This window comes from Saccharopolyspora sp. NPDC050642 (assembly GCF_040654735.1).
In the GTDB taxonomy this organism is placed as follows: domain Bacteria; phylum Actinomycetota; class Actinomycetes; order Mycobacteriales; family Pseudonocardiaceae; genus Saccharopolyspora; species Saccharopolyspora elongata.
This window is the reverse complement of sequence record NZ_JBFAIN010000019.1, coordinates 64262-80399: the sequence shown is the minus strand read 5'-3', so window position 1 is coordinate 80399 and position 16138 is coordinate 64262. Positions and strand designations below refer to the sequence as shown.

Here is a 16138-nt window from a genome sequence, read left to right as displayed (position 1 = left end):
GACACCCCCTCCTCCGGAACCGCAGCCGTTCAGGCCGCGCCGGGCGTCAGATCGCCTTGAAGCCGATCCCGTTGAAGTACCCCGATCCGCGCGGATGAATCCCGGTGCCGGGAGTTCAGGCGGCGGAGACGCGATCGCGCACCGCCGACCGGTAGCGGCGGGCGATCAGGTCGATCACGCCCGGGTGCGCGCCGATCGGCTCGGCGACGCCGGCCACCGGCAGCTCCGCGAGTCGCCGGTGGAACAACCCCGGGGCCAGCAGGTACGGCGCGACGAAGTCGGCCGGGCCGCACACGTCGGCGGTCGCGGGCGAGGCGGTGGCGACGTAGCTCGGCGTCAGCCACCGGCCGACGCGGCGGCCGAGCAGCCGCGCCGCGGTCCGCACGTCGGCCAGCGCCCGCTCGTCCGACGAACCGGCCGCGGCGAACGCGACCCGGTCGCCGGGCCGCCACCCGGCGGCGACCAACCGCCGCAGCATCGCCTCGACGATCTCCGGCGCTGGGCCGAGGGGAGCGCAGACCGCCACGTCCTCGTGCCCTGTCGCGGCGATCTGCGCCGGCAGGTCGGTGCGCACGTGGAAGCCGGCTGCGAGGAACGCGGGCAGCGCGACCACCGGCCCGTCACCGGCCGCCCGCAGGGCCTCCGCGACGGTCGGGCCGATGACGTCCACGTACGCGACGTGCACCGGCACCCGCAGGCGGGCGGCCGCGGCTTCGGCGAGGCGTTCGACCACCCGCGGCCCGGCGGGATCGCGGGTGCCGTGGGCGACCAGCAGCAGCGGGGGAGTCAGGGTTGCGGATCGGCGCATCGCGGTGCGTTCCCCATCGGTTCCAGCGGAAGTCGGTATCCGCGCTTGATCACGGTCTGCACGAGCTCCGGCGCGCCCAGCGCGGCCCGCAGCCGGGCGACGGCCTGCTCCACGACGTGCTCGTCCGCCGGGTTCCCGGCGCCGTTCAACGCCTCGGCCAGGCTGCGTCGCGACACCACCCGGCCGGGCCGCTCGGCGAGCGCGAGCAGCAGCGTCTTCCCCTGCGGCGAAAGGGGTTTCACCACGCCGTCGACGACGGCAGCGTGCCCGCGTACCTGCAGTTGCCTTCCGCCGACCGGAAGCGTCGGCGCCCGGCCCGGCAGCGCGACGCACAGCGAGCGCACCAGCGCGCCGATGCGGAACCGCTGCGGGATCACCGCGGGAACTCCGTGATCGGCCAGCGGGGCGTGCGTCACCGGCCCGACGCAGGCGACCAGCACCGGCCCGCGCAGGGCGTCGAGCAGTTCGGCCTGGCAGCGCCGCTCGGCGGCCAGCGACAGCAGGCTGGCCGCCGCGGGCGCGCTGGTGAACGTCACCGCGTCGACCTCCCGCGCGCACACCGAGGTCAGCAGGTTGTCCAGCGCGGTGATGTCGGCGGGCGCGGTCCAGCGGTACACCGGGACCTCGATGACCTCCGCGCCCGCGCAATTCAGCGCCTCGACGAAGTCGGGCAGCGGCTGGCCGTGCAGCTGCACCGCCACCCGGACCCCGTCCAGCGGCTGGTCGAGCAGGTGTTCCAGCAGTTCCGCCGACGATTCCGAGGCGGGCGACCACGGGTCGGGCAGCCCGGCGGCGCGGACCGCCCCGCGCGCCTTCGGCCCGCGGGCCAGCAGCTGCGCCGGGCGCAGCGCGTCGAGCAGCTCGGTGCCGATGCCCCAGCCCTCGGCCGCCTCGACCCAGCCGCGGAACCCGATGCCGGTGGTCGCCACGACCACGTCCGGCGGGACGGCGATGCAGTCCCGGCTCGCACGGCGCAGTTCCGCGTCGTCGGCCAGCGGCAGGATCCGCAGCGCGGGGCCGTGCACGACCCGCGCGCCGCGGCGCTCCAGCAGGGAACCGAGCTCGTCGGCCCGTCGCGCCGCTGTCACCGCGACGGTGTAACCAGCGAGTTCGTCGATCAAGGGACGGCGACCTCCACCACGTCGGCCCGGCGCCGCACCGGGTAGACCGGCAGCCGCGCGCCCGGGTCGTCCAGGCACAGCCCGGTCCGCAACGAGAAGACCTGCTTGAGCATCGGCGAGGCGACCGTGGGTTCGCCGTCGCGGTCGCCGACGATGCCGCGGCTCATCACGCCGGCCCCGCAGAACGGGTCCACGTTGCCGACGGCGAACAGCTCGTCGTCGCGGGTGCGGAACAGCGCCACCGCGTGGTCGCTGATCAGCGCGGGCAGCCCGAACTCGGGCGACAGCAGGTCGAGTTCGCAGATCTGTTGCCAGTTCACGTGAGCACCTCCTGGTTCGGGATGGCGGGCATCGGGAGCGCGACCGGGCCGGGCCGGATCTGGCCGCGCTCCTGGACGAAGCGGATCGTCGGATCCGGCGCGTCGGGGGCGTTGACGAACGACACGAAGCGGGCGAGCTTGCCGGGATCGGCCAGCACCCCGGCCCACTCGTCGGCGTAGTTCTCGACGTGGCGGTGCATCGCGGCCTCCAGTTCCCCGGCGATGCCCAGGGAGTCCTCGACCACCACCTCCCGCAGGTGGTCGAGGCCGCCGTCGAGCGCCTCCAGCCACGCCGAGGTGCGCTGCAGCCGGTCGGCGGTGCGCACGTAGAACATCAGGAACCGGTCGATGATCCTGATCAGCCGCTCGTCGTCGAGGTCGGCGGCCAGCAGGTCGGCGTGCCGCGGGGTGAAGCCGCCGTTGCCGCCGACGTAGAGGTTCCAGCCCTTGTCGGTGGCGATCACGCCGAAGTCCTTGCCGCGCGCCTCGGCGCACTCGCGGGCGCAGCCGGACACGCCGGCCTTGATCTTGTGCGGCGCCCGCAGACCCCGGTACCGCAGCTCCAGCCGGATGGCCATGCTGACCGAGTCCTGCACGCCGTAGCGGCACCAGTCGTTGCCGACGCAGGACTTCACGGTGCGCAGCGCCTTGCCGTAGGCGTGGCCGGATTCGAACCCGGCGTCCACCAGCCGCCGCCAGATCAGCGGCAGCTGCTCCACCCGGGCGCCGAACAGGTCGATGCGCTGCCCGCCGGTGATCTTGGTGTAGAGGCCGAAGTCCCTGGCGACCTCGCCGAGCACGATCAGCTTCTCCGGCGTGATCTCGCCGCCGGGCACCCGGGGCACCACCGAGTAGGTGCCGTTGCGCTGCATGTTGGCCAGGAACCGGTCGTTGGTGTCCTGCAGCCCGGCCTGCTCGCCGTCGAGGATGTGGCCGTGGCCGAGGCTGGCCAGGATGGAGGCGACGGCGGGCTTGCAGATGTCGCAGCCGTGACCGCTGCCGTGCCTGCCGATCAGCTCGGAGAACGAGCCGATCCCGGTGGCCCGGACGATCTCGAACAGTTCCGCGCGGGATTGCGGGAAGTGCTCGCACAGCGCCTTGGAGGCGGTCACGCCGCATTCGGCGAGCAGGTTCTTCAGCATCGGCACGCACGAGCCGCAGCTGGTGCCGGCCTTCGTGCAGGCCTTGATCCCGGGCACGTCGGTGAGCCCCTGCCCGGCGATCGCCGACGTGATGTCCTCTTTGGACACGTTGTTGCAGGAGCAGACCGTCGCGTCGGCGGGCAGCGCGCCCGCGTCGACGCCGGAGCCTGCGGGCAGCAGCAGTTGTTCCGGCGGAGCGGGCAGTTCGCGGTCGATCAGCGGCCGCAGCACCGAGTAGGCGGTCGCGTCGCCGACGAGGACGCCGCCGAGCAGGATCCGCGCATCGTCGCTGAGCACGAGCTTGGCGTAGGTGCCCGCGGCGTTGTTGGCGTAGACGACCTCCAGAGCGCCGTCGGTCTGGGCGTGGGCGTCGCCGAAGCTGGCGACGTCGACGCCGAGCAGCTTGAGCTTGGTGGACAGGTCCGCGCCGGGGAAGGTCCCCTCGCCGAGGGCGAGGAGCTGCTCCGCGACGCCCTCGGCCATGCTGTAGCCGGGCGCCACCAGGCCGTAGCAGCGGCCTTCCACCGCGGCGCATTCGCCGATGGCCCAGATGTTCTCGTCGCTGGTGCGGCAGCTCGCGTCGACCAGGAACCCGCCGCGTTCCGCGCGCGCCAGCCCGGCGAGGTCGGCGAGCTCGTCGCGCGGCCGGACGCCGGCGGAGAACACCACGACCTCGGTGTCGATCACGGTGCCGTCGGCCAGCGTGACCCCGCGGACGCGCCCGTCACCGTCGATGGACTTCGTCGCGGCACCGCAGTGCACCGTCAGGCCGAGATCGCCGACCAGCCGGCCGAGCACCTGACCGCCGCCCTCGTCGACCTGCAGCGGCATCAGCCGTGGCGCCATCTCCACGACGTGCGCGCGCATGCCCAGCAGCCGCAGCGCGTTCGCGGCCTCCAGCCCGAGCAGGCCGCCGCCGATGACGACGCCGGGCTCGCCTTCGGTCGCGGCGGCGCGGATCGCGTCGAGGTCCTCGATGGTGCGGTAGACGAAGCAGCCGTCGAGGTCGTGGCCGGGCACCGGCGGCACGAACGGCCGTGAGCCGGTGGCCAGCACCAGCGCGTCGTAGCGCAGTTCCGCACCATCCGATGTGGACACCGTGCGGGCCGCCCGGTCGATGCCGGTCGCGCCGATGCCCAGCCGCAGGTCGACCAGCGGGTCGTCCAGCAGCTCGTGGTCGACGAGGCTCAGGTCCTCGGCGCTCTTGCCGTCCAAGTAGGACGAGAGCGCCACCCGGTCGTAGGCGGGCCGGGATTCCTCGCCGAGGACGACGATCCGCCAGGTGCCGTCCGCGTCGCGCTCCCGGAGCGCTTCGACGAGCCGGTGGCCGACCATCCCGTGGCCGACGACGACGAGCGTGCGGGTCATGCCGCGCCCTCCTTCTGATGTTCGGTGCGGTCGGCCAGCGCGCCGCAGAGGCGGCCGACGTCGTCGACGCAGCCTCCGCAGCCGGTGGTCGCCCGCGTCGCCCTGGCCAGCTCGGGGACCGAGCGGGCGCCGCCCTGCCAGGCGGCGGTCAGGGCCTTCTTGGTCACGTTGTTGCAGCGGCAGATCACCGCGTCGTCGGGCAGCTCAGCGGGCGCGCCAGGTACGGCGGCCAGCGTGCCCAGCAGCAGCGCGAGGCGGTCGGTGGGCACCGGCAGGTCGCGGTCGTGCAGCTGGCTGACCGCCGCGATCGCCTCCGGGAAGCCGAACAGCACCGCGCCGGCGATCCGCTCCTCGCGCAGCGCGAGCTTCGCGTAGCGGCCGCGGGCCGGGTCCGACAGCGTCACCACCTCGGCGTCCGTGCTCTGGAGGCAGTCGACCGAACCGATCGAGGCGAGGTCGATGCCGCGGGCCTTGAGCCGGGTGACGGTGCGTGTCCCGCGGTAGCGCGCGTCGCCGCCGGCGAGCAGCTCCGCCAGCGCGTCGGCCTGCTCCCAGGCGGAGGCGATCAGGCCGGACGCCTCGCCGTCGTGCTCGGCGCAGTCTCCGATGGCGTGGATGCGCGCATCGCTGGTGCGCAGCCGGTCGTCGACGACGATCCCGCGCCGCACCGGCAATCCGGCCCGCACCGCCAGCCCGGTCTCCGCGGTGACTCCGGTGCACGCCACGACGAGGCCGGCCGGCACCACATCGCTGCTGTCCAGGACGAGCTGCCCGCGCCGGTAGGCGACCGCCCGGCGGCCGAGCCGGAGCTCGACGCCGAGCTTGCCCAGCCGCTCGGCGAGCAGGCGCCCGCCAACGTCGTCGAGCTGCCGGTCCATCAGGTGCGGATTCGGGTGCACCAGCGTCACCTCGTGCCCGCGCGCCAGCAGCGCCCGCGCCGCCTCGACGCCGAGGATCCCGCCGCCGAGCACCGCGACCGGTCCTGCGGCGGAGCCGATCCGCGCGCAGTCGGCGAGCGTGCGCAGCGCCTGCAGGCGTTCGCCGCCCAGCCCGGGGATCTCGGGTAGCCGCGCCCGGGAGCCGGTGGCCAGCACGAGCACGTCGTACGGGTGCTCGTCGCCGGTGTCGGTGCGCACCACGCGCCGGGCGCGGTCGATCTCGGTGGCGGTGACCCGCAGGTGCACCTCGGCGTCCACGATGGGCAGTGCCAGGGTTGCGGGGGTCAGCGTCCGGTCCAGGACCGCGCCGAGCAGAACCCTGTTGTAGGCGGGGTGTTCCTCGCAGCCCAGCACCGTGATCGGGCCCGCGTGGCCGTGCGCGCGCAGCCGCTCGACCAGCCGGTGCGCGGCGGGCCCGTTGCCGACGATGACGATGCGGTTCATCGGGCGGCCACCTCCTCGGCGGGCTCGATCCGCACGGCGCTGACCTTGAACTCCGGCATCCGGCTGCGCGGGTCCAGCGCGTCGCCGGTGAGCAGGTTCGCCCGCCCCGGGCCGGGGAAGTGGAACGGCAGGAACACGGTGTCGGTGCGCATCGTGGCGACGACCCGCACGCGCGCCAGCGCGCTGCCGCGCGGCGACGTGACCCGGGCGAGGGCGCCTTCGGCGAGGCCGGCGCGGTCGGCGGTGTCCGGGTGGATCTCCACGAAAGCCTCGGCGGACGCCTCGTTGAGCTCGGCCACCCGCCGCGTCTGCGCCCCGGACTGGTACTGCGCCAGCACCCGGCCGGTGGTCGCGGTCAGCGGGAACGCCTCCTGCGGCGTCTCGGCCGGATCGCGGTGCTCCACGGCCGCGAACCGGGCCAGTCCGTCCGGATGCGCGAAGCCGTCGAGGAAGAGGCGCGGCGTGCCGGGATGTTCCGGGTCGGGGCAGGGCCAGTGCAGGGCCTCGCCGGAATCGAGGCGGTCGTAGGTGATGCCGCTGTAGTCGGCCTTGCCGCCGGCCGACGCGCGGCGCAGCTCGTCGAAGACCTCCCGGGGCGAAGTGGGGTAGCGGTGGCCGGGCTCGCCGAGCCGAACCGCCAGGCCGTGCAGCACTTCGAGATCGCTGCGGGCGTGGCCGGGCGGCACCTGCAACCGGCGGCGCCGCAGCACGCGGCCTTCGAGGTTGGTCATGGTGCCCTCCTCCTCGGCCCACTGCGTCACCGGCAGCACCACGTCGGCCAGCTCCGCGGTCTCCGAGGGCACGAAGTCGGCCACCACCAGCAGGTCCAAAGCGGACAGCCGCTCGACGACGTGACCGGCGTTGGGCGCCGAAACCGCCGGATTGGAGCCGAAGACCAGCAGCGCCCGGGGTCCGTCGGCGCGGCCCGCGGCGTCGAGCAGCTCGTAGGCGCTGCGGCCCGGACCGGGCAGCACCTCGGGCGGCACGCCCCAGACCCCGGCCACGTGCGCCCGCGCGGCGGGATCGGTGATCATCCGGTACCCGGGCAGCTGATCGGCCTTCTGGCCGTGCTCGCGCCCGCCCTGACCGTTGCCCTGACCGGTGAGGCAGCCGTAGCCGCGACCGGGCCGGCCCGGCAGGCCGAGCGCGAGGGCGAGGTTGATGAACCCGGACACGGTGTCCACGCCCTTGCTGTGCTGCTCGGCTCCGCGACCGGTGAGCACGTAAGCGCTCTCGGCCTCGGCGAGCATCCGCACCGCCTGCCGCTGCGCCGTCACCGGAACCCCGGTGACCCGCTCGGCGCGCTCCGGCCACCAGGTCGTCGCCCGCTGCCACGCCGCGTCGAAGCCCGTGGTCCGGGACCGGATGTAGGCGGTGTCGGACCAGCCGTCGACCACGGCGATGTGCAGCAGCCCGAGCACCAGCGCCAGGTCGGTGCCCGGGGCGGGCCGCAGGTGGAGCGCGGCGCGCTCGGCGGTCGCCGTGCGCCGGGGATCGATGACCACCAGCTGCGCGGCGCTCAGGTGCTGCATCAGCGGCGGCATGGTCTCGGCCGGGTTCGCCCCGGCCAGCAGCACCACGTCCGCGCCGCCGAGATCGGTGACCGGGAACGGCAGTCCCCGGTCGACGCCGAAGGCGGCGTTGCCGGCGGCCGCGGCCGAGGACATGCAGAACCGGCCGTTGTAGTCGATCTGGCTGGTGCCCAGCGCCAGCCGGGCGAACTTGCCGAGCAGGTAGGCCTTCTCGTTGGTCAGCCCGCCACCGCCGAACACCCCGACCGCGTCCGGCCCGTGCTCGCGCCGCACCCGGTCGATGCCGGCGGCGACGGTGCCCAGCGCGGTGTCCCAGTCGACCGGCACGAGCTCGCCGCCGCGGCGCACCAGCGGGTTCCGCAGCCGGTCCGGGACGTCCAGCAGGGCAGGCGCGGTCCAGCCCTTCTGGCACAGCCCGCCCCGGTTCACCGGGAAGTCCGTCGGCCGCACCGACACGCCGCGCCGCTCGCGCGTCAGCCGGGTGCCGCACTGCAGGGCGCAGTAGGGGCAGTGGGTGGCAACGGTCCGGATGTCAGGCACGACCGACCTCGGCTTTCGACGGCTCCTGAGCCGGCCGCGGTGCGGGCGCGCTCTTGAGAGACCCGCGCAGGTACACCACCCAGGTGACGAGCCCGCACACCACGTAGTAGCCGAGGAACGTCGTCAGGGCGGCATCGCCGTTGGCGGCCGCGCCGCCGTAGGAGGCCCGGAAGGCGAGGTTGATGCCCACGCCGCCGAGCGCACCGATCGCGCCGGCGATGCCGATCACCGCGCCGGACATCCGCCGGGCCCGGGCGAAGGCCGCGATGGCCTCGCCGCCGTCGGTCACGTCGTCCTCGGCCTCCTTGGCGAAGATCGCGGGGATCATCTTGTAGGTCGAGCCGTTGCCGATGCCGGTCAGCACGAACAGCGCGATGAACGCCGCGAGGTAGAGCGCGAAGGAGCCCTGCGACGACGCGAACAGCAGCGCCCCGGTGCCCGCCGTCATGCCGGCGAAGGCCCCGAGGGTGACCCGGGCGCCGCCCAGCCGGTCGGCCAGCCAGCCGCCGAACGGCCGGGACACCGAGCCCATCAGCGGGCCGAGGAAGGTCCAGCTCGCGGCCTGCAGCGGGGTGAAGCCGAACTCGGTCTGCAGCACCAGGCCGAAGGCGAAGCTGTAACCGATGAACGAGCCGAACGTTCCGATGTAGAGGAACGAGACCCACCACGTGTGCTTGTTCGCGGCGGCCTCGCGCAACGCGCCGGGCCGGGCCCGCACCGCGTCCACGTTGTCCATGAACAGCGCCGCGCACAGGGCGGCCACCACGATCAGCGGCAGGTAGATCGCCGCGACGTAGGACGGGTGGGTGTTGCCCGCGGCGGCGATCACCAGCAGGCCGACGACCTGGATCGCCGCCACGCCGAGGTTTCCGCCGCCCGCGTTGAGCCCCAGCGCCCAGCCCTGGTGGCGCTGCGGGTAGAAGGTCGTGATGTTCGTCATCGACGACGCGAAGTTGCCGCCGCCGACCCCGGCCGCGGCGCCGATCAGCATGAACACCCACAGCGGCGTGCCCGGCTGCTGCACGAAGTGGAACGCCAGCGCGGTCGGCACCAGCAGCACGGCGGAGCTGAAGACCGTCCAGTTGCGGCCGCCGAAGCGGGTGACCGCGGCGGCGTAGGGCAGCCGCAGCACGGCGCCCACCAGGTTCGGGGTGATCACCAGCAGGAACTTCTCGGCCGCGGTGAATGGCAGGCCGATGTCCGGCGACATGAACAGCACCAGCACCGACCAGATGCTCCAGACGGAGAAGCCGATGTGCTCCGAGAGGATCGAGAAGATCAGGTTCCGCCGCGCCACGCGCTTGCCGGTGGATTCCCAGAACCGCTCGTCCTCGGGATCCCAGCCCTCGATCCAGCGGCCGCTGGCCTTGGCTCTCGCGGTCAACTCGGCTCCTCTCGTCGGATTGCTCCGAAGGTAGGAACCGGGTGTTTCGAGCGGGCGCGCCGATCGTTACCACGGTGCAAACCGGCCTTCACAAGCGCAGGTCCGGGCGGTGTGAGCAGCGGAACGGCCCCCGCGCACGCCTCGGCGGGTCGGTCCATGGCACCGTGGAGTCGTGATGCAGCGAGGCACGGCCGACGGCGCGGACTGGCAGCGCGCCCGCGAACTGTTCGGCCGCGCGCGCCGGATCACCGCCCTCACCGGCGCCGGGGTGTCGACGGCCTCCGGGATTCCGGACTTCCGCGGCCCCAACGGCGTGTGGACCAAGAACCCGGCCGCCCAGCGGCTCACCGACATCGACAGCTACATCGCCGATCCGCAGGTCCGCGAGGAGGCGTGGCGCAACCGCGCCGAGCACTCGGCCTGGCGTGCCGAGCCCAACGCCGCCCACCGCGCGTTCGTCGACCTCGACCGCTCCGGGCGGCTGGGCGCGCTGCTGACGCAGAACATCGACGAGCTGCACCAGCGCGCCGGCCTGGACCGCGACCGGGTCCTGGAGCTGCACGGCACGATCTACCGGACGGTGTGCCTGGACTGCGGGGCGACGGGCCCGATGAGCGCCGCGCTGGAACGGGTGGCGGCCGGCGAGCCGGACCCGCCCTGCCGTTCCTGCGGTGGCATCCTCAAGTCGGCGACCGTCTCCTTCGGACAGTCCCTGGACCCCGACGTCCTGCGCGACGCCCAACGCGCGACGCTGAACTGCGACCTGTTCGTCGCGGCCGGCACCTCGCTGACGGTGTACCCGGCGGCGGGCTTCGTGGAGCTGGCCGTGAAGGCGGGCGCGGCGCTGGTCATCTGCAACGCCGAGCCGACCCCGTACGACGACGTGGCGTCGGCGGTGCTGCGCGAGCCGCTGGTCGAGGTGCTGCCGGAGCTGGTCGCGGCGCCGCTGATCGACTCGCCGAACCCCCTGCGCACCTGGGGTGACCCCAGCACCTGGGGGTGAACGTCCCTCCATCGATGTGACACGTGTGGCTGATGTTGCACGAGTCGTGATCGTGTCGAGTGGTGCAATCGGGACACGAGTGGCAAAGTTCCTGGCTGTCGTGTGACTCCATTCGGCCCATTGATCGACCGCCGATCGGGCGCATCAGCTGGAGGTGACGGTCGTGTCGCGAACCCGAGGAGTGCTCCGCGCGCGGAGCATTGCCACGATCACGCTGCTGACGGCAGTCGGCCTGGCGGCGTCCGGCAGTGCCCTCGCGGTGCCACCCCCGCCGCCCAACCCCAGCGACGCCGAGATAAGCGCGGGCCGCGAGACGGCGCAGAGCACGGCGAGCCAGGTGGGGGAGCTGGCAAACCGGCTCGCCGATGCGGAGTCGCAGCTGATCGGCCTGCAGTCCCAGGTCGAGCTCAAGATGGAGGACGCGAACAAGGCGCGGGTCGACCTCAGCCGCGCCGAACGCGCCTACGACGATGCCCGCCGCGCCGCCGAGGCGGCCGGAGCCGAGGCCGACTCCGCGGCCAGGCAGATCGAGGAGCAGCGCAAGCGGCTCGACCAGTTCGCGGCCAGCAGCTACCGGCAGGGCAGCACGATCGGCTCGGCCACGGCCTTCATCGGCTCGAAGACCCCGCAGGACGTGCTCGACCGGGCGGTCTTCCTGGACGCGATCAGCGAGTCCCAGCTCGACGTCATGGACGACCTGGAGCGGGCGCGGATCGAGAAGGTCAACAAGGACTCGCTGACCCGGGCGGCGCTGCAGGACGCGGAGGCGAAGCGCCTCGCCGCCGATCAGGCGCGCAGCGCCGCGGAGGCCGCGGAGCAGGCGGCCATCACGGCGCAGGAGACGCAGGCGGAGCAAGCGCGTCGGCTGGAGGCAGACAAGGCCGGCGTGGAAGCGCAGCTCGCCGAGGCGCGTTCGCACGTGGCGGGCCTGGAAGCGCAGCGCGGCCGGTACGAGAGCTGGCAAGCTGCGAAGCAGCGCGAGGAGGAGGCCGCTGCGGCCGCGCAGGCCGCGTCGAACAGCACGGTCACCGCTCCATCGGCGGGTGCGGGGCCGCGGCCCAGCGGGCGGTCGGTCGAGGTGGTCGTCGGGCGGGCGCTGTCCCAGCTGGGCGTGCAGTACGCGTGGGGCGGCGGGACTTCGCGCGGCCCGTCGCGGGGCATCCGGGACGGCGGAGTCGCGGACTCCTACGGCGACTACGCCAAGGTCGGGTTCGACTGCTCGGGCCTGATGATCTACGCCTTCGCCGGGGCCGGCGTCGGCCTCGACCACTACAGCGGCTACCAGTACCAGTCCGGCCGCCGGGTGCCGGTGTCGCAGATGCGGCGCGGCGACATGCTGTTCTGGCAGGACAGCGGCCGGATCCACCACGTGGCGCTCTACCTCGGCGGCGGAAAGATGGTGGAGGCGCCGTACTCGGGCTCGCGGGTCCGGGTCACCGCCGTCCGCTACGGCGGCATCGCCCCGTACGCGGTCCGCATGCTCTGAGGCCCGGAGTCCCAGCTCGGGCCTACCGGTCTCCGGAAGGTCGTGCACAGCAAGGCCAAGTGATGGTCTTGCGTGGCGCGGCCGGCTGCTCGTGAAGGCCGGGAGCGGAACCCATTCGCGGTCCGGTTGGCCGCGGGTTCCGGGCGGCTGGGAGCATTGCGCGGCGTGGCGGTGGAATTCGCGGCACTCGTGCTGGCGGGCGGTCGGGCGCGTCGGCTCGGCGGCGTGGACAAGGTCTTGCTGCCGGTCGGCGGCCGGTCGTTGCTGGACCGCACCCTCGACGCCGTGGCGGCGGCGGATCCGGTGATCGTGGTCGGGCCGCAGCGGGAGACGGCCAGGGCGGTCGAGTGGACCCTGGAGGAGCCGCCGGGCGGCGGCCCGCTGGCCGGCGTGCACGCCGGGTTGCGGAGGTTGCCTGCGTCGGCGCGGCTGGTCGCCGTGCTCGCCGGAGATCATCCGCACCTGGAGCCGGCGACGATCTCGCGCCTGCTGGAGGCGCTCCTCGCCGATCCCGGAGCTCCCGGCGCGGTGCTGGCCGACGACGCGGGCGAACCGCAGTGGCTGGTGGGGGTGTGGCGGACCGCCGCGCTCCGGGAGGCGATGCCGGGGGAGGCGCGCAACGGCTCGATCCGCTCCGCCTTCGCGCCGTTGGCGCCGCTGCTGATTCCCGCATCCGGGGCGGAAGCGTCCGATGTGGATACCCCCGAGGACCTCCGCCGGGCCCGCGAAACCCGAAGAACCGAGTGAGCGGCTCGTCCCGGGAAGGCCGCCGCTTTCATGCTCGTAGTATCTATAACTTCAGCGAAGAGTGAAATGAATCGCTTAACAGCGGTCACACCGCACGTGCGGTTGGGTGTGCGTGGGGCATTGCCCCCGCGCGAGCCTGCGATCGGCGCGTGTCAGGATCTTGATCGGCCACGAATGGCCGAATCGACGACAGGAGGCTGGGAGAAGTGACCGAGGCCGGCAACGGTGAGAGCGGGGGCGCCGGAGCCGCGGCGGCGCGCCCGGCGGACCAGGTGAGCACCCCGGCGCGGGACGCGCAGCTGCTGGAGCGCACCGTCTTCGAGGTCAAGCGGGTGATCGTCGGCCAGGACCGGCTCGTGGAGCGGGTGCTGACCGGGCTGCTGGCCAAGGGCCACATCCTGCTCGAAGGCGTGCCCGGCGTCGCCAAGACGCTCGCCGTGGAGACCTTCGCGCGGGTCGTGGGCGGCTCGTTCTCCCGCCTGCAGTTCACCCCGGACCTGGTGCCCGCCGACATCCTCGGCACCCGGATCTACCGGCAGGGCAGCGAGCGCTTCGACGTCGAGCTCGGCCCGGTGCTGGCGAACTTCGTGCTCGCCGACGAGATCAACCGCGCGCCGGCGAAGGTCCAGTCGGCGCTGCTGGAGGTCATGGCCGAGCGGCACGTCTCCATCGGCGGCCAGAGCTTCCCGATGCCCGCCCCGTTCCTCGTGCTGGCCACCCAGAACCCGATCGAGAACGAGGGCGTCTACCCGCTGCCGGAGGCGCAGCGGGACCGCTTCCTGTTCAAGCTGCCCGTCGAGTACCCCTCGGCGGAGGAGGAGCGGGAGATCATCTACCGGATGGGCGTGGCGGCGCCGGAACCCAACCCGGTGCTCAACCCCGACGAGCTGATCCGCCTGCAGAACGTGGCCGCCGGCGTGTTCGTGCACCACGCGCTGGTCGACTACGTCGTGCGGCTGGTCGTGACCACCCGGTTGCCCAACGAGCACGGCCTCTCCGACATCGCCGGCTGGGTGTCCTACGGCGCCTCGCCGCGCGCCAGCCTCGGCATCATCGCCGCCTCGCGGGCGCTGGCCCTGGTCCGCGGCCGGGACTACGTGCTGCCGCAGGACGTGGTGGACGTGGTGCCGGACGTGCTGCGGCACCGCCTGGTGCTGTCCTACGACGCGCTGGCCGACGGGATCCCGGTCGAGCACATCGTCAGCCGGGTCCTGCAGACCGTGCCGCTGCCGCAGGTGTCGGCACGGCCGCAGGCAGGCCCGCCCGCTCCGGTGGGCCCGGCCGGCCCGGTCGGCTACGCGCAGCAGCAGCCGCACCTCGGGCCGAACCCGCACCAGTGAGGAGCGACGCAGCGGTGTCGGCGACATCCCATTCCGGCCGCGACGGCCGCCCGCCGTGGGCGCCGCCGGCCCTGGACACGGGCCAGCTGGAGGTCGCGCTGCGGACGCTGGAGCTGAGCGTGCGCGGCCGCCTCGACGGCCTGTTGCAGGGCAATCACCTGGGCCTGGTGCCGGGCCCGGGGTCCGAGCCCGGCGAGGCCCGGGTCTACCAGCCCGGCGACGACGTGCGGCGGATGGACTGGGCGGTCACCGCCCGCACCGCCGAACCGCACATCCGGCAGACGGTGGCCGACCGCGAGCTGGAGACCTGGGTGGCGATGGACCTCTCGCCGAGCCTGGACTTCGGCTCGGCGGCCAGCGACAAGCGGGAACTGGCCGTCGCGGCGCTGGCCGCGGTCATGTTCCTGACCAGCGGCGGCGGCAACCGGATCGGTGCGGTGGTGGACAACGGCACCGGGCAGGTCCGGTTGCCCGCGCGCGGTGGCGCGGCGTACGCGCGGGCGTTGCTGAAGAAGGTGGCCGAGACGCCGCGCGCGGCGGAAGGCACCCGTGGTGATCTCGCGAAGCTGCTGGAGTCGTTGCGCCGGCCGCCTCGGCGACGTGGGCTCGCGGTGGTGATCTCGGACTTCCTGGGCCCGACGGATTGGCAGCGCGCGCTGCGCGGCCTGGGGGCTCGCCATTCGCTGCTGGCGATCGAGGTGCTGGACCCGCGCGATCTGGAACTGCCCGATGTCGGCACCGTGCTGCTGTCGGACCCGGAAACGGGGAAGCGGCGGGAAGTGCACACCACCCCGGTGCTGCGCAAGGAATTCGCCGCCGCGGCGGCGGCGCACCGCGATGAGGTCGCCGCCGTGCTGCGGCGCGCCGGGTGCGCGCACCTGGCGCTGCGCACGGATTCGGACTGGATCGCCGACGTGGTGCGGTTCGTCGTTGCGCGCAAGCGGGGTTGGTCCGGAGGAGCTGCTTGATGTTGAGTTTGTCGGGATTCGCCACGCCGTGGTGGTTCCTGCTGTTGTTGGTGGTCACGGCACTGGTCGTCGGCTACGTGTGGGCCCTGCGGCGCCGCCGCCGGGACACGCTGCGGTTCAGCAACCTGGAGGTGCTCGACCAGGTCGCCTCGAAGCGGCAGGGCTGGTGGAAGCACGTGCCGCCGGCGCTGCTGGGAGTGGCGCTGATCATGCTGACGGTGGCGCTGACCGGCCCGACCGCCGAGCAGCGGATCCCGCGCAACCGGGCCACGGTGATGCTCACCATCGACGTGTCCCTGTCGATGAAGGCCACCGACGTCGAGCCCAGCAGGCTGGAGGCCGCGAAGGTCGCGGCGAAGGAGTTCGCCGACAAGCTGACGCCGGGCATCAACCTCGGGCTGGTGTCCTTCGCGGGCACCGCGACGGTGCTGGTGATGCCGACGACCGACCGGGCCGGCGTCAAGCAGGCCATCGACAGCCTGAAGCTGGCGGAGGCGACGGCCACCGGCGACGGGATCAACGCCTCGATGCAGGCGATCGACTCGTTCGGCAAGATGGTCGGCGGCCCGGCCGGGGCGCCGCCGGCGCGGATCGTGCTGATGGCCGACGGCGGGCAGACGATCCCGCGCGACCTGGACGCACCGCGCGGCGCCTACACGAAGGCCAAGGAGGCCAAGCAGGCCGGCATCCCGATCTCCACGATCTCGTTCGGCACCAAGCACGGCAGCATCGAGATCCAGGGCGAGCAGGAGTGGGTCGAGGTCGACGATGACGCGATGCAGGAGATCGCCCGGCTCTCCGGCGGCGAGTTCCACAAGGCCGCCAGCGCGGAGCAGCTGCGCGAGGTGTACGCGACGCTCGGCGAGCAGATCGGCTACGAGACCAAGCACACAGATGCCAGCAAGCCGTGGTTGGTGCTGGGTACGCTCACCGCGATCATCGCGGCCGGGGTGTCGATGTTCGCCGGCCGGAGGTTGCCTTAGCGACGGGAGCGCCG

13 protein-coding genes are annotated in these 16138 nt (G+C 73.4%); 6 read left to right on the top strand and 7 right to left on the bottom strand.

Annotated features, from left to right (window positions below; translation table 11 throughout):
* Positions 1-115: 115 nt before the first annotated feature.
* The 7 genes from AB0H93_RS26385 to AB0H93_RS26355 are packed head-to-tail and all read right to left on the bottom strand — an operon-like array spanning position 116 to position 9597.
* The gene (locus AB0H93_RS26385) at positions 116-808 is read right to left on the bottom strand and encodes a sirohydrochlorin chelatase (RefSeq protein ID WP_358575883.1); all 693 of its coding nucleotides are present in this window, start codon (positions 806-808) and stop codon (positions 116-118) included.
* Positions 787-1929 (bottom strand): uroporphyrinogen-III synthase, encoded by a 1143-nt coding sequence (locus AB0H93_RS26380; protein WP_358575882.1) that lies wholly within the window; start codon positions 1927-1929, stop codon positions 787-789. The genes AB0H93_RS26385 and AB0H93_RS26380 overlap by 22 nt, the downstream gene beginning before the upstream one ends.
* On the bottom strand, positions 1926-2249 hold the full coding sequence (gene nirD / locus AB0H93_RS26375) for a nitrite reductase small subunit NirD (RefSeq protein WP_358575881.1): 324 nt from the start codon (positions 2247-2249) through the stop codon (positions 1926-1928). The genes AB0H93_RS26380 and nirD overlap by 4 nt, the downstream gene beginning before the upstream one ends.
* A complete protein-coding gene (gene nirB / locus AB0H93_RS26370) occupies positions 2246-4759 on the bottom strand; it encodes a nitrite reductase large subunit NirB (protein ID WP_358575880.1) in 2514 nt (837 codons plus the stop codon). The genes nirD and nirB overlap by 4 nt, the downstream gene beginning before the upstream one ends.
* Positions 4756-6141 carry an FAD-dependent oxidoreductase gene (locus AB0H93_RS26365; protein WP_358575879.1) on the bottom strand — a complete coding sequence of 462 codons (1386 nt, stop codon included), beginning with the start codon at positions 6139-6141 and terminating at the stop codon, positions 4756-4758. The genes nirB and AB0H93_RS26365 overlap by 4 nt, the downstream gene beginning before the upstream one ends.
* A complete protein-coding gene (locus AB0H93_RS26360) occupies positions 6138-8213 on the bottom strand; it encodes a molybdopterin oxidoreductase family protein (RefSeq protein WP_358575878.1) in 2076 nt (691 codons plus the stop codon). Before AB0H93_RS26360 ends, AB0H93_RS26365 begins: the two co-directional genes overlap by 4 nt.
* The gene (locus tag AB0H93_RS26355; protein WP_358575876.1) at positions 8206-9597 is read right to left on the bottom strand and encodes a nitrate/nitrite transporter; all 1392 of its coding nucleotides are present in this window, start codon (positions 9595-9597) and stop codon (positions 8206-8208) included. Before AB0H93_RS26355 ends, AB0H93_RS26360 begins: the two co-directional genes overlap by 8 nt.
* Positions 9598-9772: 175 nt before the next feature.
* Here AB0H93_RS26355 and AB0H93_RS26350 point away from each other — a divergent pair, with 175 nt between their 5' ends.
* The 6 genes from AB0H93_RS26350 (at position 9773) to AB0H93_RS26325 (ending at position 16124) form a co-directional block, all read left to right on the top strand.
* Complete coding sequence (locus tag AB0H93_RS26350) at positions 9773-10600, top strand: Sir2 family NAD-dependent protein deacetylase (protein WP_358575874.1); 828 nt, start codon at positions 9773-9775, stop codon at positions 10598-10600.
* 163 nt (positions 10601-10763) lie between these two features.
* On the top strand, positions 10764-12086 hold the full coding sequence (locus AB0H93_RS26345; RefSeq protein WP_358575873.1) for an NlpC/P60 family protein: 1323 nt from the start codon (positions 10764-10766) through the stop codon (positions 12084-12086).
* A gap of 165 nt (positions 12087-12251) precedes the next feature.
* A complete protein-coding gene (locus tag AB0H93_RS26340; protein WP_358575871.1) occupies positions 12252-12833 on the top strand; it encodes a molybdenum cofactor guanylyltransferase in 582 nt (193 codons plus the stop codon).
* A 272-nt stretch (positions 12834-13105) separates the two neighbouring features.
* Positions 13106-14173, top strand: coding sequence for a MoxR family ATPase (locus AB0H93_RS26335; protein ID WP_358575963.1), 1068 nt, complete (start codon positions 13106-13108; stop codon positions 14171-14173).
* 14 nt (positions 14174-14187) lie between these two features.
* Positions 14188-15141 (top strand): DUF58 domain-containing protein, encoded by a 954-nt coding sequence (locus AB0H93_RS26330; protein WP_358575870.1) that lies wholly within the window; start codon positions 14188-14190, stop codon positions 15139-15141.
* 2 nt (positions 15142-15143) lie between these two features.
* Positions 15144-16124 (top strand): VWA domain-containing protein, encoded by a 981-nt coding sequence (locus AB0H93_RS26325; RefSeq protein ID WP_358575961.1) that lies wholly within the window; start codon positions 15144-15146, stop codon positions 16122-16124.
* The last annotated feature ends 14 nt before the right edge of the window (positions 16125-16138 follow it).